At 71.5% G+C, this 16,415-nt stretch carries 15 protein-coding genes and 4 pseudogenes; 10 read left to right on the forward strand and 9 right to left on the reverse strand.

The window, feature by feature from the left end:
* Nucleotides 1-9: 9 nt before the first annotated feature.
* From BJF86_RS06545 to BJF86_RS06555, 3 genes and pseudogenes are all read right to left on the reverse strand, one after another.
* Entirely contained in the window at nucleotides 10-702 is a 693-nt protein-coding gene (locus tag BJF86_RS06545; RefSeq protein WP_158068381.1) for a transporter substrate-binding domain-containing protein, read from the reverse strand.
* Between the two features lie 433 nt (nucleotides 703-1,135).
* Nucleotides 1,136-2,140, reverse strand: a pseudogene (locus BJF86_RS06550) (4-hydroxy-3-methylbut-2-enyl diphosphate reductase); the annotation flags it as partial.
* A gap of 48 nt (nucleotides 2,141-2,188) precedes the next feature.
* Nucleotides 2,189-2,953, reverse strand: a complete 765-nt coding sequence (locus BJF86_RS06555) for an alpha/beta fold hydrolase (RefSeq protein ID WP_075817560.1) — start codon at nucleotides 2,951-2,953, stop codon at nucleotides 2,189-2,191.
* Between the two features lie 86 nt (nucleotides 2,954-3,039).
* On the opposite strand from BJF86_RS06555, the gene xseA reads away from it, so the two are divergent.
* From xseA to BJF86_RS06570, 3 genes and pseudogenes are all read left to right on the forward strand, one after another.
* Nucleotides 3,040-4,353 carry an exodeoxyribonuclease VII large subunit gene (gene xseA, locus BJF86_RS06560; RefSeq protein WP_187345597.1) on the forward strand — a complete coding sequence of 438 codons (1,314 nt, stop codon included), beginning with the start codon at nucleotides 3,040-3,042 and terminating at the stop codon, nucleotides 4,351-4,353.
* Nucleotides 4,354-4,688: 335 nt separating this feature from the next.
* Nucleotides 4,689-4,955, forward strand: a complete 267-nt coding sequence (locus BJF86_RS06565; protein WP_075817562.1) for an exodeoxyribonuclease VII small subunit — start codon at nucleotides 4,689-4,691, stop codon at nucleotides 4,953-4,955.
* A 122-nt stretch (nucleotides 4,956-5,077) separates the two neighbouring features.
* Nucleotides 5,078-5,236: pseudogene (locus BJF86_RS06570) on the forward strand (helix-turn-helix domain-containing protein); the annotation flags it as partial.
* 34 nt (nucleotides 5,237-5,270) lie between these two features.
* Here BJF86_RS06570 and BJF86_RS06575 read toward each other — a convergent pair.
* Both BJF86_RS06575 and BJF86_RS06580 read right to left on the reverse strand, forming a co-directional pair.
* Complete coding sequence (locus tag BJF86_RS06575; RefSeq protein WP_075817564.1) at nucleotides 5,271-6,134, reverse strand: SDR family oxidoreductase; 864 nt, start codon at nucleotides 6,132-6,134, stop codon at nucleotides 5,271-5,273.
* 28 nt (nucleotides 6,135-6,162) lie between these two features.
* Complete coding sequence (locus BJF86_RS06580; protein ID WP_237768108.1) at nucleotides 6,163-6,603, reverse strand: DoxX family protein; 441 nt, start codon at nucleotides 6,601-6,603, stop codon at nucleotides 6,163-6,165.
* A 119-nt stretch (nucleotides 6,604-6,722) separates the two neighbouring features.
* Here BJF86_RS06580 and BJF86_RS19760 point away from each other — a divergent pair.
* Nucleotides 6,723-7,545, forward strand: a pseudogene (locus tag BJF86_RS19760) (AAA family ATPase); the annotation flags it as partial.
* A 37-nt stretch (nucleotides 7,546-7,582) separates the two neighbouring features.
* A pseudogene (locus BJF86_RS06590) lies at nucleotides 7,583-8,395 on the forward strand (IS5 family transposase); the annotation flags it as partial.
* A gap of 54 nt (nucleotides 8,396-8,449) precedes the next feature.
* On the opposite strand, the gene BJF86_RS06595 reads toward BJF86_RS06590, so the two are convergent.
* On the reverse strand, nucleotides 8,450-9,052 hold the full coding sequence (locus tag BJF86_RS06595; protein WP_075817570.1) for a DUF4245 domain-containing protein: 603 nt from the start codon (nucleotides 9,050-9,052) through the stop codon (nucleotides 8,450-8,452).
* Between the two features lie 87 nt (nucleotides 9,053-9,139).
* Between BJF86_RS06595 and glpX the strand changes: the two genes are divergently transcribed.
* Genes glpX through BJF86_RS06615 form a run of 4 tightly spaced genes read left to right on the forward strand, consistent with a single transcriptional unit; the run spans nucleotide 9,140 to nucleotide 12,598 of the window.
* Nucleotides 9,140-10,162: a class II fructose-bisphosphatase gene (glpX, locus tag BJF86_RS06600; RefSeq protein WP_075817572.1), complete on the forward strand. Its 1,023-nt coding sequence runs from the start codon at nucleotides 9,140-9,142 to the stop codon at nucleotides 10,160-10,162.
* Nucleotides 10,162-11,088: a carbohydrate kinase family protein gene (locus tag BJF86_RS06605; protein ID WP_075817574.1), complete on the forward strand. Its 927-nt coding sequence runs from the start codon at nucleotides 10,162-10,164 to the stop codon at nucleotides 11,086-11,088. Before glpX ends, BJF86_RS06605 begins: the two co-directional genes overlap by 1 nt.
* Nucleotides 11,089-11,115: 27 nt before the next feature.
* The gene (locus BJF86_RS06610) at nucleotides 11,116-11,625 is read left to right on the forward strand and encodes a beta-class carbonic anhydrase (protein ID WP_075817576.1); all 510 of its coding nucleotides are present in this window, start codon (nucleotides 11,116-11,118) and stop codon (nucleotides 11,623-11,625) included.
* 7 nt (nucleotides 11,626-11,632) lie between these two features.
* Nucleotides 11,633-12,598 (forward strand): MauE/DoxX family redox-associated membrane protein, encoded by a 966-nt coding sequence (locus BJF86_RS06615; RefSeq protein ID WP_158068382.1) that lies wholly within the window; start codon nucleotides 11,633-11,635, stop codon nucleotides 12,596-12,598.
* Here BJF86_RS06615 and glmM read toward each other — a convergent pair.
* The 3 genes from glmM to rplM all read right to left on the reverse strand — a co-directional run bounded on the left by glmM (nucleotide 12,568) and on the right by rplM (nucleotide 15,044).
* Nucleotides 12,568-13,914: a phosphoglucosamine mutase gene (gene glmM, locus BJF86_RS06620; RefSeq protein ID WP_075817580.1), complete on the reverse strand. Its 1,347-nt coding sequence runs from the start codon at nucleotides 13,912-13,914 to the stop codon at nucleotides 12,568-12,570. The two genes, BJF86_RS06615 and glmM, sit on opposite strands and share 31 nt — an antisense overlap.
* Before the next feature lie 163 nt (nucleotides 13,915-14,077).
* Nucleotides 14,078-14,584, reverse strand: coding sequence for a 30S ribosomal protein S9 (gene rpsI, locus BJF86_RS06625; protein WP_075817582.1), 507 nt, complete (start codon nucleotides 14,582-14,584; stop codon nucleotides 14,078-14,080).
* Nucleotides 14,585-14,600: 16 nt separating this feature from the next.
* Nucleotides 14,601-15,044: a 50S ribosomal protein L13 gene (gene rplM, locus BJF86_RS06630; protein WP_075817584.1), complete on the reverse strand. Its 444-nt coding sequence runs from the start codon at nucleotides 15,042-15,044 to the stop codon at nucleotides 14,601-14,603.
* A gap of 203 nt (nucleotides 15,045-15,247) precedes the next feature.
* On the opposite strand from rplM, the gene BJF86_RS06635 reads away from it, so the two are divergent.
* Entirely contained in the window at nucleotides 15,248-16,414 is a 1,167-nt protein-coding gene (locus tag BJF86_RS06635; RefSeq protein WP_075817586.1) for an AI-2E family transporter, read from the forward strand.
* The last annotated feature ends 1 nt before the right edge of the window (nucleotide 16,415 follow it).

Here is a 16,415-nt window from a genome sequence, read left to right on the forward strand (position 1 = left end):
CGCCGAGCCTCAGCCCTCGTCGCTGGTCTCGGACCCCTCGGCCTGGCCGGAGATGTCCTGGCCGAAGTACTTCTCGCTGATCTCGCCGTAGGTTCCGTCCTCGACGATCGTCGCCAGGGCTCCGTTGAGGTCGTCGACCAGACCGGAGTTGCCCTCCTTGACGGCGAAGGCCGGGGACTCGGTGTAGAGCGGGTCGCCGCACTCCACGACGTCCAGCCCGGCTTGCTCGATCTGGTAGAGCCCGACGAGGCGGTCGGTCATGACGGCGTCCAACCGGCCGGTGCCGAGGTCACGCAGGGCCACGACGTCGGAGTCGAAGGTGCGGACCTCGCCGACCCAGTCCCCACCCTCCTCCTCGAGGTACTCCTGGTAGGTGGTGCCCGTCGCTACCCCCACGGTGGGGCTGTCGAGCTCGGAGACCTCGGTGCACTCCGTGCCCGCGGCGACGAAGGCCTGGGCACCGGAGCTGTAGTAGCCGTCGGTGAAGTCGACCGCCTCGTCCCGTTCCTCGGTGGGCGTCATGGAGGCGATGAGCACGTCGTAGCGGTTGGCCTGGACGCCCCCGATGAGCGAGGCGAAGGCGGCGGTCTCGCTCTGCATCTCCAGCCCCAGCTCCTGCGCCACAGCGGCACCGATCTCGTAGTCGAAGCCGGTGAGCTCGTTGCCCTCGAAGTAGCTGAACGGCTGGAACTCACCGCTCATGGCGACGACCAGCGTGCCGTCGTCGATGAGGTCGCCCGAGACCCCTCCGGCCTCGTCGGAGCCCCCGGCGTCGCCGGAGCCCGTGTCCGACCCGCAGGCGGACAGGGTCAGGGCGGTCACGGCCGCCAGGACCAGGCTGGTGCGCAAAGCAGTCATCTGCAGAACATCTCCGTTTCCTCGAGCGGGAGCCGCCGGACTGCAGGCTCCCTCGACGTCCGCCCACCCTCCCCCGGGCGGCGCGGCTGCCGCCACCATAGCCAAGCATCGAGGTCCGTCCGTCCGCCTTGTGGGCGCCGCCGGAGTCTGCTATCGCACGCGCGCATGGCCGAGGCCCGGGACGGTCCCGGGCGTCGGGCATACCGTGACCGAACTGTGACCTTGAGTGCGCGGCGTCAGCGCAGCGAGCCTCCCGGGCGCTCGGGATCGAGCTGGGGTCGTGCTGGACCTTCTTGACGTCGTGGCCGGCCGCCTTGAGGTCGCGCCGGATCTCGTTGGGCAGGGCGAAGAGCAGCGACTCCTCGGCGGCGGTCACCGCCTGCACGTCCTCGTAGCCGCGCTCAGCGAGCCAGTCGAGCACGTCGCGCACGAGCACCTCGGGGACACTGGCCCCGCTCGTGACGCCGACGGTCGCGACGCCGTCCAGCCAGGCCTCGTCGATCTCGTCGGCGTAGTCGACCAGGTGCCCGTCGCGCGAGCCGTACTCCAGCGCGACCTCGACCAGCCGCTTGGAGTTCGACGAGTTCTGCGAGCCGACGACGATCATGAGGTCGCAGTCGGAGGCCATCTGCTTGACGGCGACCTGCCGGTTCTGGGTCGCGTAGCAGATGTCGTCGCTGGGCGGGTCCTGCAGCTTCGGGAACTTCTCGCGCAGGCGGCGCACCGTCTCCATCGTCTCGTCGACGCTGAGGGTGGTCTGGGAGAGCCACACGACCTTCTCCGGGTCGCGGACCTCCACGTGGTCGACGTCCTCGGGGCTCTCGACCAGGGTGATGTGGTCCGGCGCCTCCCCCGCGGTGCCCTCCACCTCCTCGTGCCCCTCGTGCCCGACGAGCAGGATGTCGTAGTCGTCGTCCGCGAAGCGGACCGCCTCACGGTGCACCTTGGTGACCAGCGGGCAGGTCGCGTCGATCGTCTTGAGCGAGAGCTGGCGGGCCTCCTCGTGCACCGTCGGGCTGACGCCGTGCGCGGAGAAGATGACGCGGGCGCCCTCGGGCACCTCGTCGGTCTCCTCCACGAAGATCGCGCCGCGCTTCTCCAGGGTCCGGACGACGTGCTTGTTGTGCACGATCTCCTTGCGCACGTAGACCGGCGGGCCGTAGAGCTCCAGCGCCTTCTCCACCGTCACGACGGCCCGGTCCACCCCGGCGCAGTAGCCGCGGGGCGCCGCCAGCAGCACGCGCCTGCCCGTCCGGTCAGCAGCCGCCTCCGGCACGTCCATCGTCTCGGTCGGTCGGGTCGAGGGTGTTGCAGAAGTCACGGGACAAGTCTAGGTGCTGAGGCTGGACGGTCCGTGAACGCCGACGACGGCCTCCCGCAGCGTGTACGCAACCGCCTCCGCGTGGGTCGACGGCATGAGATGGGTGGCGGCCGGGACCGTGACCACACGGGCTCCGCCGGCCGCGCGCGCGAAGCGGCCCGCGTGGATGCGCATCTGGTCGAACTGACCGTTGACGATGGTCACCGGGCACCTGACCGCCCGCAGCAGTTCCGGGCGGGCCTCACGCATGACCAGGTCCCACGCCGCCGGCAACGCCGCGTAGGCCGCGCCGTCCGGGAGCGCGTCGGCGTGCTCGCCCCGCGCCCCGAGGAGGCGCATCAGCGCGTTGGCCGCGCCAGCGGTGCGGTCCGCGCCGAGGACGGGCAGCGCCCGGGCGAACCCCCGGTAGACCCCGGTCAGCGGTCCCCGCGGGTCGGCACTCGCCCCGACGAGGACGAGACCGCCCAGCGCGTCGGGGTGCCGCGCGGCCCACATCATCGCGAGGTATCCCCCGAGCGAGTGACCTGCCAGCAGCGGCGGACGACCCCGACCCACGGCTCCGCCGCCGGCCTCGGCGACGGCCGCCCCGATGGTCGCTAGCGCCGACTCGCGGGTGAAGGGCTCGGCGACGCGCGCACCATGACCCGGCAGGTCCACGGTCACCAGGTCGATCTCGGGCAGCAGCGCCCGGTAGGGCTCCCACTGCGCCCGGCTCATCCGGGTGCCGTGCAGCAGCACCATCGCGGGCCGCCGCGCCGTTGCGTCCTCCGGCATAGGCAGGAGTGTGCCCCGCCGCAGGACCCAGGTCGACCGGGGATGTCGCGCCCCGGCAGGAGATCCACGGTCGGCTCCACCGAGGTATGCCCGCTCCGACCGGGGAGGTCGCGCCCCGGGCGGACATCCACGGTCGGCGCGGGCGCGCGGCATACCCTGGCGTCGTGCCGACACCCTCGTTGCCCCCGACCGCCCGGGAGACCACCGCCTCCTCGCCGTGGCCGGTGCGCACGCTGTCCATGAAGATCAGCGACTACGTCGACAAGATGTCGCCGCTGTGGGTCGAGGGCCAGATCGTCCAGCTCAACCGGCGCCCGGGGATGTCGACCGCCTTCCTCACCCTGCGCGACACCGATGTGGACATGTCCCTGTCGGTCGCCATCCCCACCGGGGCCCTGGACGCGATGCCCGCACCCCCGGAGACCGGTGCCCGCGTCGTAGTCCACGCCAAGCCCACCTTCTGGGCCAAGCGCGGCACGCTGCAGCTCGAGGCACGGCAGATGCGCCACGTCGGCGTCGGCGAGCTGCTGGCGCGGCTGGAGCACCTCAAGCAGCTGCTGCGCAGCGAGGGTCTCTTCGAGCCGGGGCGCAAGCGGGCGCTGCCCTTCCTCCCCCGCCGGGTCGGGCTCATCACGGGCCGCGCCACCGCGGCCGAGCGGGACGTCCTCGCCGGTGTCGCCCGGCGGTGGCCCGCGGCGGTGGTCGAGGTGCGGCAGGTGGCGGTCCAGGGCACCGACACGGTGTCCGCGGTCACCGCAGCCCTGCGCGAGCTGGACGAGATGCCGGAGGTGGAGGTCGTCGTCATCGCACGCGGCGGCGGCTCCTTCGAGGACCTGCTGCCCTTCTCCAACGAGACCCTGGTGCGGGCGGTGTCCGCCGCGCGAACCCCCGTCGTCTCGGCGATCGGGCACGAGAGCGACAGCCCGCTGCTCGACTTCGTCGCCGACCTGCGTGCGTCCACCCCCACCCACGCTGCGGCCGCCGTCGTCCCCGACGTCGCCGACGAGCTGCGGGGGCTGACCACGGTGCGGACCCGCGCCCGACGTGCGACGGCTACCCGCGTCTCCCGCGAGCGCGAGCGTCTGCGCGAGCTCATGGCCCGCCCGGTGATGGCGGACCGCGCCGCGATCGTCGCCCAGCACCGGCGCGAGCTCGCCGAGACCCACCGCCGCGGGCGGATGCTGCTCCAGCGCCGCCTGGAGCTCGAGCGGGACCGCAGCAGCCAGCTCGCCCGGCACCTGCGGGCGGTCTCACCCCAGCACACCCTGCAGCGTGGGTATGCCGTCGTCCGCCACGGCGACGGCACCATCGTCCGCGCCCGCGACGAGGTCGACGCCGACGAGCTGCTGCGGGTCACCGTGGCGCACGGGGACTTCGCGGTCCGGCCGGTGGGCCGGTGACGCGACGAGCAGCCGGTCGAACCTACGCCCGCAGCCGGCTCAGGCGTCCGTGGGCGGCCCCTCCGGCGCGGGCTCGGGCGCAGGCTCGGGCTCCATGGGCCCTGGCTCGGACGGGGCGGGCTCCGCCGGGCCGGGCTCGGAGGGTCGTGGCTCGTCGAGAGCCGGTTCTGAGGGCCTCGGCTCGGACGGGGTGGGCTCGGGCGGGGTGGGCTCGGACGTCTGCGGTTGGTCGCTCATCGCACGCTCCTGCTCCTCGGTCGTGGGCCCTCGGACCGTACCGCCGGGCAGGGCCGGTGGCTCGCCGGAGCGTCGCAGCTGCCGGATACCCTGGCCCGATGAGCGAGTCCAGGGACGAATTCACCCACGCGACCCCCGTGGTCGAGCTCAGCTACGAGCAGGCCCGCGACGAGCTGGTCGCCCTGGTCGCGCGGATCGAGTCGGGCCAGGTCCCGCTCGAGGAGGCCATGACGCTCTGGGAGCGCGGCGAGGAGCTCGCCGCGCACTGCCAGACCAAGCTCGACGCGGCGCAGGAGAGCCTCGACCGGTCCACCCAGGACGGCCGACCGCCGGACGGGACGGCCGCGGAGGACCCCGACGACTAGATGTACTGACCGGGCGCGTTGGTCGAGAGAGTGTGACGCGCTGATCTGAGTGATGGCGCACGAGGGCCTCCCGCGGTGAAGTGGAACTGCCTAGGTATCCGCTCTGCTCACAGGAGGCCCTCGTGTCCCACGCTAACGCTGCTCTAACTCCACGGGCTCGGCTCACGGTCGCCCGTCTGGTGATCGATCAGCACGTTCCGATCGCGGAGGTAGCGGCCCGGTTCCAGTGTTCCTGGCCCACGGTCAAGCGGTGGGCCGACCGGTACACGGCCGGTGAACCGCCTCGGGTTCCCCCACCCCGATGAAATGACGAGGTTAGGCGAGCGCGGCGAGGAGACCTTCCTTGAGGCTGGTGGTGGGGCGTCCGATGAGCGCGGAGAGCTCGCCGGTGGCGCCGGCGAGGAGGCCGTCGGCGATGTTCGCATCCAGGGCCGCCATAAACCGCGCGACCTCCTCGGGCATTCCGGTGCCGGTGAGCATCTCGACAAGCGTCGGTCCGTCCACACGCTGGTAGGTGACGGGTTTGCCGATGATCTGGCCGATCGTGGCGGCGAGTTCGTCATAGTCCCACGCATGGTCCCCGGAGAGCTCGTACACCGTGCCACTGTGCCCCGCGCCGACCAGCACGGCGGCGGCGCCGTCGGCGTAATCGGCGCGGGAGGCGCTGGCGACACGGCCGTCGCCGACCGCCGCGACAACGGCTCCGGTCTGGCGGGCAGTCGCCACCTGCGGCAGATAGTTCTCGGTGTACCAGCCGTTGCGGAGGATCGTGTAGTCCAGTCCTGACGCGGTCAGGTATTCCTCGGTGGCCTTGTGCTCGGCCGCGACCACGAGCTCGCTCGTGGTCGCCTTGGGTGCGCTCGTGTAGACCACGCGACCCACTCCCGCGGTCCGAGCGGCGTCGATGACATTGACGTGCTGCGGCACGCGCTGGCCGACCTCGCTGCCCGAGACCAGCAGCAACGTCTCCACGCCGGTCAGCGCCGACTCCAGCGCGGCGGGGTCTTCGTACGAGGCGACGCGCACCTGCACGCCCTTCACCGCCAGGTGCTCCGCCTTCTTCTGGTCACGGACCAAGGCGACGAGACTCGCCGCGGACCGGGACTCGAGCAGCTTCTCGATCACAAGGCCGCCGAGGTGACCGGTGGCGCCGGTGACGGCGATCAACGAATCCGACATAGAACACTCCTCAGTTGGGTACGGCGATTCAGTTGGTGACGGCGATGAACCCGAGCACTGCGCTGGCAACCGTCAGCACGCCGAGAATGGCGGGGAACAGCGGGGGCTCCTTGCGACGAATGTGGGTCACGACGGCGCCGATCATGATGATCGCAAGGCCGATCGCCGCGATCGGCGTCAGCACCGGCACGATCCCGGTAAGCAGGGGGACGATGAGGCCAACGGCGCCGAGGACCTCGAGCGCGCCGATGAGCTTGACGGTGCCGGCGGGGAAGTCTTCGACATAGCTCATACCGGACGCGGCCAGGGCGTCTTTGCCGCGCAGGAGCTTCATGCCCCCGGCACCGAGAAAGGCCAGGGCGAGCAGGCTGTTGATGAACCAGAGCGCAAGGAGCATGCCGGTTCCATTCTGCGAGTGGAAGCGTCGGGCCCCCTTGACGGGAATAGGTCCGCCGATCCAGACGATCACTTGTCGCATCAAGTATAACATGGGTGGTTGTCGCAACAAGCAAAGTGAGACTGCTCGCAGGGGTTGCCACATGCCGAGTATGGACGAGCTCGAGTCCCGGGCATGGCGTGGACTCATCCGACCTCCATGCAGAAGCGGCCCGACAGACGATGGGCTGGCGCTTCGTGTCGTCGGAGGATCGTGACGCGATTATCGGGATGATCACCGACCAGGCTGAGGCTTCCTCGTTGCGGCTGACACCGCCGGACCTGGCGTCTTCTCCAGACCCGTTCCGGCGCGAGGACGGATCGAGTTTGTTCCGTCCGAAGGCGTCCACCGTGTACTCCTCCGAACAGGTGCTCGCGGCCGAAGACCGTCTCATCGCCGCTGCCGAGACCCGCACCGCGCCCGGCGTATTGCTGAGCTTCATCGAGGACGCTGCGCCGCGCCTGGGAACATCAGCACGGCCGATGCAGCGTGATCGGCCTGGCCCCGTCTGCCGCCACCGCCGAAGTGCTCGCTGGCGATCTCGGGATCAGCACGGAGAACACGGCGAAGTGGCTCTACGAGCACCGGCACGGCGCGTGGTCGCTGACGACCCGGCAGCTGGTGATCATTGACGAGGCGAGCATGGCCGGAACCCTCTCCCTCGACGCGATCACCCGGCACGCCGCCGAGGCCGGCGCGAAAGTCCTGCTCGTCGGCGACTGGGCACAACTGAGCGCGGTCGAGACGGGCGGCGCATTCGGCCTGCTGGTCTCCGCCCGCGAGCCCGCTCCGGAACTGACCGATGTGCGCAGGTTCCGCAACGAATGGCAGAAGGGCGCCTCCCTGGGACTGCGCATCGGCGACACAGACGTCATCGACACTTACCTCGCCCAGGACAGGGTCCACGATGGTGGCTACGCCGATGTGCTCGACTCCGCATATCGGGCTTGGCAGGCAGATCGAAGGGCATGTCTCCGAAGGCTGAGCGTCGGGGTCGCCGAGTGTGGACCTCGTGAATCGTGAAGCGCTTCTTGATGATGAGCAGTGGGCGTTGATCGAGCCTCTGCTGCGACCGCAACGGCCCAGGACGGGCCGGCCGATGCGCGACCACCGGCAGGTGGTCGAGGGTGTGATCTACCGGTACCGCTGCGGCCTGGCCTGGCGTGACCTGCCTGCATCGTTCGGGCCGTGGCAGACGGTCTGGAAGCGCCACCGGCGCTTCAGCCAGGACGGCACGTGGGACAAGATCCACCAGGAGCTGCTGACCCGGGCCGACGCCGACGGGCAGGTGGAGTGGACGGTGAGCGTGGACTCCACGATCAACAGGGCGCACCAGCACGCCACCAACCTGCCGCGGGAGAAGCCTGCCGAGGAAGAGAGCGAGACTGTGCCGCAAGACGCTGCGGCGTCCGCGCTCACCGAGGTCCTCGGCCAGGTCAGGGGGGGCTGAACCGAATCACAAGAATCCTGGTCAGGACGGGTGGGGGGACCTGTACACCGAGCCGCTCCATCACGGCATCGGCCGCTCCCGTGGAGGACTGTCCAGCAAGATCCACCAGCTCGTCGACGGACGCGGAAGACCCCTGTGGTGCTCGTCGGACCAGGTCAGGGCAACGACTCCCCAGTCTTTCCCGAACTCCTCGGTCGCTTGAGCGTGGCGCGCTGCGGCCCGGGCCGCCCGCGCACCACGCCCGCGGCGGTGCTGGCGGACAAGGCCTACTCCGCCCGTTCCCCCCGCGCCCTGCTGCGCGCGCGAGGGATCAAGGCCGTCATCCCCGAACCCTCCGACCAGGTCCGCAACCGCAAACGGCGCGGCTCCCGCGGCGCCGCCGTCCTACGCGCAATAACGATCTGGCTAGGGCACCTTGAGAGACACGCCCTAGTCGCGCGCCTGGATCGTCTCGAGCAGAGCCCGCGCCTCGTCCTCCTGCGCAGTCCCGTGGACGATCACGGTGCCTGCGTCCTCGGTGTCGAGGACCCAGGCGTTCTGGGCGTTGCCCGAGTCGGCCTCCCACGCCTGCCACTCCCGTGCCCCGTCCGGCCCCGGGAGCCGGGTCTCGCCCACCTGCTCACCCCCCGAGAGGACCGCGTCGCGCCAGGCCGGGGTGACCCCGTCCGCCTGGTGGACGGCCAGGTACTCGCCGTCCGGCGTCACGTAGGAGACGTGCCACGTGGGCACGCCCTCCAGCGGTTCGAACCACACCACGGTCGGCGACCACTCCTGCCCCGGCTCGGGCACCCAGACCGGCCAGTCGGCCTGGTCCACCGCGTAGGCGGCGGTCGAGGCGACCTCCACCCGGCGCGGCTCCTGCTCGGTCGGGTTGTAGGTGAGCGACCACCAGACGAGGACCAGCGCCAGCACGAGCACGGTGGAGTAGACCATGTTGCGCACGGTGTAGGACGCCAGCCGCTGGCGCCGACGGTCCGGAGCGGGCGCGGCGGGAGCCGGGTCGGTGGGGGTTTGGTGCGGACGCTCGCTCACCCCTCCATGGTCGCACCCGACGGCTGGGTCGGCGCCGGGCGGACCCGATAGGGTGGCGCGCAGCAGCGTTCCGACGAAGGAGGGCCCATGGCCGACCGCTCACCGAAGACGACCGACCAGGTCCTCCCGGACCGCAACCTCGCCCTCGAGCTGGTGCGCGTCACCGAGGCCGCGGCGCTGGCCGCCGGCCGCTGGGTGGGGCGCGGCGACAAGATCCTGGCCGACAACGCCGCCGTCGAGGCGATGCGCAAGGTCATCTCCCAGGTCGCCATGGACGGCGTGGTCGTCATCGGCGAGGGCGAGAAGGACGAGGCGCCCATGCTGTTCAACGGCGAGGCGGTGGGCGACGGCAACGGTCCTGCCGTCGACGTGGCCGTCGACCCCATCGACGGCACCACGCCGACGGCGAAGGGCATGGACAACTCGATCGCGGTCATGGCGGTCTCCGAGCGGGGGACGATGTACGACCCGTCGGCGGTGTTCTACATGGACAAGCTCGTCGTCGGGGCCGACGTGGCGGACCGGGTGGACATCCGGCTCCCGGTGCAGGAGAACCTGCGCCGCATCGCCCGCGCCAAGAAGAGGTATGTCGAGGACCTCACCGTCATCATGCTCGACCGCCCCCGCCACGACCGCTACACCCACGAGGTGCGCGAGGCCGGGGCCCGGCTGCGCTTCATCACCGACGGGGACGTCGCCGCCGCCATCGCCGCGGCCCGCGAGGGATCCTCGGTCGACATGCTCATCGGCATCGGCGGCACCCCCGAGGGGATCATCACCGCCTGCGCCATGAAGGCCATGGGCGGGGTGATCCAGGGCCGGCTGTGGCCCAAGGACGACGAGGAGCGGCAGAAGGCCATCGACGCCGGCCACGACCTGGACCGGGTGCTGTCCACCGACGACCTCGTCACCGGCGACAACTGCTTCTTCGTCGCGACCGGCATCACCACCGGAGAGCTGCTCCACGGTGTCCGCTACGGCTCGGGCACCGCGGTCACCCAGTCGCTCGTCATGCGCTCCCGCTCCGGCACGATCCGCGAGATCACCTCGCACCACCGGCTGGACAAGGTCGCCGCCATCGCCGACTCGCTCGCCCCGGACGCCGTCTGATGGCCGCCGTGCTCACGGTGGGCGAGGCCCTCATCGACATCGTCGTGCCGCACGGCGATGGCGAGCGCAGCGAGCACGTCGGGGGCTCCCCCGCCAACGTCGCGATCGGCGTCTCCGCCCTCGACCACGACAGCCGGCTCACGGCATACCTCGCGCCGGACGAGCACGGGGACCGGGTCCGCGAGCACCTCGAGCGGCACGACGTCCGACTCACCGAGGGCTCCCTGGGCGCCGACCACACCTCGACCGCGACGGCGCACCTCGACGCGGACGCCGTCGCGACCTACGAGTTCGACCTCGCCTGGGAGGTGGGACCGCAGGACCTCTCCGGCGTCGGCCACGTGCATACCGGCTCCATCGCCGCCACCCTGGAGCCCGGCGGGTCCGAGGTGGTGAGGCTCATCGAGGCGGCCCGGGGCACCGCGACGGTGTCCTACGACCCCAACGCCCGGCCCTCGATCATGGGCAGCCCGCAGGACGCGCGGCAGCGGATCGAGGAGTGCATCGGCCGCAGCGACGTGGTCAAGGCCAGCCTCGAGGACGTCCAGTGGCTCTACGGCGAGGACGCCGACGTGGTGCAGGTCGTTCACGAGTGGGGACAGCTCGGCCCGGAGCTGGTGGTCGTCACCCGGGGAGGCGAGGGCGCGGTCGTCCACCTCTCGCGCGACGACACCACCCTCGAGCTGCCGTCCCTGACGGTGCGGGTCGTGGACACCGTCGGGGCGGGCGACTCCTTCATGTCGGGGCTGCTGAGCGGGCTGCTGGACGCGCGGCTCCTCGGGTCGCCCGAGGCGCGCGGGCGGTTGGCCCGTGCCGAGCTGGAGGACATCGCCCCGGCCCTGGAGCGTGCCGTGGCCTGCGCCGGGTTCACCGTCGCGCGCGCCGGGGCGGCGGCCCCTACCCGCGCCGACCTGGGCCTGGCCTGACCCGTCGCCCGGATAGGCTGACGCACCATGAGCACGAGCACCGCCTTCGAGGACCTGCTGCGCGCCAACGAGGAGTATGCCTCCGCCCACGTCGACGACCTGCAGGGCTTCGACGGGGTGGCGCACGCCGGAGTGGCCATCGTGACCTGCATGGACTCCCGGATCGAGCCGCTGCAGATGCTGGGGCTCACCCACGGCGACGCGAAGATCTTCCGCAACCCCGGGGGCCGGGTCACCGACGCGGCCCTCGAGGCGCTCGTGCTGGGGGTGCACCTGCTCGGCGTCGAGCGCATCCTCGTCGTCCCGCACACCCGGTGCGCGATGACCACCAGGAGCGAGAACGAGCTGCGCGAGACGATCTCGCAGCAGGCCGGCATCGACGCCTGGTGGCAGCGGTTCCACGTCGTGCCGGACCAGGAGGCGGCGCTCGCCGAGGACGTGCACCGGGTCACCTCCCACCCGCTCATCCAGGGCCGCGCCGAGGTCGGTGGCTTCCGCTACGACGTCGACACCGGTCGGCTGACACAGCTGGTCTGACCCCGTGGTGAGCGCCCTGTCGCTGGCGCCGCTGACCCTGGCCGCGCTGCTGGGATGGTCCGGTGCGGCCAAGCTGCGCGAACCCTCGGCCACCGCGGCGATGGTCCGCGAGCTTCGGCTGTCCCGGTGGTTGCCTCCCGCGCTGGTGGCCCGCACCCTGCCGTGGGGCGAGCTCGCCACCGCGCTGCTGCTGCTCACCCCCTGGACCTGGACGTATGCCGTCGGCGCCGGCGCGGCGCTCGCGCTCTGCACCGCCTTCCTCGTGGTCGTGGCCCGGGCCATGGGCTTCCGACCCCGACCGGTCTGTGCCTGCTTCGGCCGGGTGGGCCACCACCACATCTCCGCCCGCACCGTCGTGCGCAACGCCGCGCTCGTCGGACTGGCCGCCCTCGCGGTCGGCATCGCCGTGGCAGGATCCAGCACCGGCCGCCTCGTGGCGTCCTACCGGGGTGCGGACTGGGTGTGGCTGGGGCTGGCGGTCGCGCTGGCAGCCCTCACCGCGGCCGCGGTGGCGGGCGGCGGTCCTGACACCGCTACCCGACCCTCCTCGGTGTCTGTGCCCGCCTCCCCGGACCGGAGCACCCTGCTGCACTCCCCCCTCGTCGACGCCGACCTCGAGACCACGACGCTCCTGACGCTGGTGCTGCCTCGTCCCCAGCTCGTGGTGGGGGTCGACTGCTGGTGCGGGTCCACCTTCGCGGTGGTGGAGCGGCTGCCCGACTGGCGCGGGCGGGCACCGAAGCTCGGTGTGCACCTGGTGCACACGCGTCCGCCCTTCGCCGAGCCGCGCACCCGGGGCCTGACGGACCTGTGGTGGGACCCGGACGGCCGGCTCGTGGCCGCCCTCGGCGCCGGCCCGGGGCCGTGCGCCGTCCTGGTCGACGAGAGCGGCGTGCTGGAGGGCCCGGTCTCCGGTGTGGAGCAGATCGAGCGCCTGGTGGACTACAGCGCGAGCCGCTCGCGCACCACCTGAGCCAGCCGGTCGGCATACTCCGCCGCCCGCTCCTGCGTGTCCGCCTCGACCATGACCCGCACGACGGGCTCGGTGCCGGACTTGCGCAGGAGCACCCGTCCCTGCTCGCCGAGCTGGGTCTCGATGTCGCGCACAGCGGCGGTGACCCCCTCGTCCTGCTCGACCCGGTCCTTGTCGACGTCCTTGACGTTGACCAGGATCTGCGGCAGCCGCGTCATGACGCCGGCCAGGTCGTGCAGCGCCTGGCCGGAGGACACGACCCGCTGCGCCAGCGCGAGGGCGGTGAGCACGCCGTCCCCCGTCGTGCCGTGCTCGAGCATGATGACGTGCCCGGACTGCTCCCCGCCGAGGGAGTACCCCTTCGCACGCATCTCCTCGAGCACGTAGCGATCCCCCACCGCGGTCTGGACGACCGTGATCCCCTCGCGCTCCATGGCCTGGATCAGCCCCAGGTTGCTCATGACCGTGGCGACGAGGGTGTCGTCGCGCAGCTCGCCCCGGTCGTGCAGGCTGAGCGCGAGGATGGCCATGATCTGGTCCCCGTCGATCTGCGCGCCGCGGGCGTCGACCGCGAGGCAGCGGTCGGCGTCCCCGTCGAAGGCCACACCCATGTCGGCGCCGCGCAGGCGGACCGCCTCCTGCAGCTGGTCGAGATGGGTGGACCCGGCTCCGTCGTTGATGTTGAGACCGTTGGGGTCGGAACCGATGAGGTCGACGGTCGCCCCGGCGCGACGGAAGACCTCCGGACCGACCTCCGAGGCGGCCCCGTGCGCCGCGTCGATCACGATGCGCAGGCCGTCCAACCGTCCCGGCGCCGCGGCGAGCAGGTGCTCGATGTAGAACTCGGCCCCGACCTGGAAGGGCCGGATGCGTCCCACCCCGGCCCCCGTGGGGCGCTGCCAGTCGCCACCCATCCGCTCGGAGATGCGGTCCTCGATCTCGTCCGCGAGCTTGTGCCCGCCGCGGGCGAAGAACTTCAGACCGTTGTCCGGCATGGCGTTGTGCGAGGCCGAGAGCATGGCGCCCATCTCGGCGTTCATACGTTGGGTCAGGAAGGCGATGGCCGGGGTCGGCAGGACCCCGGCGTCCAGCACGTCGACGCCCGCCGAGGCGAGACCGGCCATGACCGCGGCCGACAGGAACTCCCCCGAGGCCCGTGGGTCGCGGCCCACGACCGCCGTGGCCCGGTTGCCGCCGTAGACGCTCTGCCCACCCAGCTCGTGCGCGACCGCGACCGAGAGGTCCAGCGCGAGCTCGGCGGTGATGTCCTTGTTGGCCAGACCGCGCACCCCGTCGGTGCCGAAGAGCCGTCCCATACGTCGTCCTTGTCCTCGTCCTCGTCCTCGTCGTCGTCCCGTGCGGGCCGACACGGCAGTATGCCGCACCGGCGCCCCCGGGGACGCCGACGGCCCGCCGGGAGCCGTGCTCCGGGCGGGCCGTGCGGGCCGACGGGACGGTCGGTCGACCGGCCCGGCAGGCTCAGCGCTTGCTGTACTGCGGCGCCTTGCGCGCCTTCTTCAGACCGGCCTTCTTGCGCTCGGGGACGCGCGCGTCGCGCGTGAGCAGCCCGGCGCGCTTGAGCGCCGGCCGGTTGAGCTCGGTGTCCACGCCGTTGAGCGATCGGGCCACGCCGAGACGCACCGCGCCGGCCTGGCCGGAGGGGCCACCGCCGTGCACGCGCACGAGGACGTCGTAGGCGCCGTCGAGCTCCAGCAGGGTCAGCGCCTCCGCGGCGATCTGCTGGTGCACCTTGTTGGGGAAGTACTCCGCGAGGGTGCGGCCGTTGATGCGCCACTGGCCGCTGCCCGGGACGATCCGCACGCGGGCCACGGCCTGCTTGCGGCGGCCGGTGCCGGCGCCGGGGGCCGAGGCGCTCGGGCGCTCGGCGGTCGTGCCCTCCGCGCTGGGGGCCGACTCGGTGGTGTACTCGGAGACGGCGTTCTCGTCGAAGTCGCCGTCGGTGGTGTCGATGTCGTTGACAGTCATGGGTCCTTCGGCTTCCTTACTGGGCGACCTGGGAGATCTCGAACGGGACGGGCTTCTGGGCGGCGTGCGGGTGGGTGTCGCCCGCGTAGACCTTCAGCTTGGAGAGCATCTGCCGACCGAGCGAGTTCTTGGGGAGCATGCCGCGCACGGCCTTCTCCACGGCCCGGGTCGGGTGCTTCTCGAGCATCTGCTCATAGCTCTGCGCCTTGAGGCCGCCCGGGTAGCCGGAGTGGCGGTAGGCCTTCTTCTGCTCCAGCTTGGAGCCGGTGAGGGCCACCTTGTCGGCGTTGACGATGATGACGAAGTCACCGGTGTCGACGTGCGGGGCGAAGATCGTCTTGTGCTTGCCGCGCAGCAGCGTCGCGGTCTGGGACGCGAGCCGGCCGAGCACGACGTCGGTGGCGTCGATCACGTGCCAGGCGCGGGTGACGTCACCGGCCTTCGGGGAGTAGGTGCGCATTCGCCTACCTTCTTTGCGGAATCGGGTTCTGGGCAACCGTTCCAGTCTACCGACGGGCGGGACCCCACCCAAACCGATCATCGTCGCAGGTCAGAGCTGGTATGCCCGCCCCACACCCGCGTTCTGCAGCACCTTTGTGCACAGAGACTGTGCATACTCAGCAGCAGTCGAGTAGCCTCGTCGGCGTCGAGAGGAGCACGCCCGTGCCCATCCTGCCCTCACTGCGTCGTCGCGAGCCCGAGCGCCGCGGCGTCGAGTCCCCGGCCCCCGCGGCCGCACCGGCGTCGCCGACCCCGTGGCCCCGGGCGGTGGTCGTGCTCCTGGGCGTCGCGCTGGCCTTCGCCGTGCTCCTCGGCCTGCACCAGCTCCGGGACTACGTCGCCCCCGTCTTCCTCGCCCTCAACCTGGTGCTCGCCGCCGCCCCGCTGCAGCGCTGGCTGGTCGGGCTGAAGGTCCCCAGACCGCTGGCCGCGGTGACCACCGGCGCGGCGATCTTCGCCTTCCTCATCGGTTTCTTCACCGCCCTGGGCTGGTCCGCCGCGGCGATGGTCGAGGAGCTGAGCTCGCGCGAGTACCGCCAGCGCTACACCGAGCTCTACACCCAGGCGGTCACCTTCCTCGAGGGCTACGGGCTGCAGCAGGACACCCTGACCGAGCAGCTCGAGTCGGCGCTGGACCCGAGCCGCATCATCGGGGCGCTCGGCGGGGTGCTGAGCAACCTCACCGGCATCCTGGGTCTCCTGACGACCACCGCCATCGTCATCTTCTTCCTCATGATCGACACGATGAGCGCCGGCCGGCGGCTCTCGCTCGTCAAGGACCAGCACCCCGACGTGGCGCACGCCCTGGTGAGCTTCGCCCGCGGCGTCCGGCGCTACTGGGTCGTCACGACGATCTTCGGGCTCGTCGTGGCGCTGCTCGACGTCATCGCGCTGGTCTGGCTCGGCGTGCCGCTGGCCCTGGCCTGGGGGGTGCTGTCCTTCCTGACCAACTACATCCCCAACATCGGCTTCGTCATCGGGCTGGTCCCCCCGGCCGTCGTCGCGCTGCTGGCCAACGGGCCCGTCAACGCCTTGCTGGTGGTCGTCGTCTACAGCGTGCTCAACTTCGTGGTCCAGTCCCTCATCCAGCCCAAGTTCACCGGCGACGCCGTGGGCGTGACGCCGACGATCACCTTCATCTCGCTGGTCGTGTGGGCCTGGGTGCTGGGCCCGGTCGGTGCGCTGCTCGCCCTCCCGGCGACGCTGCTGCTCAAGGCTGTCCTCGTCGACGCCGACCCGGCCGCACGCTGGGTCAACGCCTTCCTCGCCTCCAACCCGGACACGGCGCGGGCGGAGACCACGCGGGAGAGCTTCGAGCAGGGGACCTGAG

It is taken from the genome of Serinicoccus sp. CNJ-927 (assembly GCF_001942435.1).
Classification (GTDB): Bacteria; Actinomycetota; Actinomycetes; order Actinomycetales; family Dermatophilaceae; genus Ornithinicoccus; species Ornithinicoccus marinus.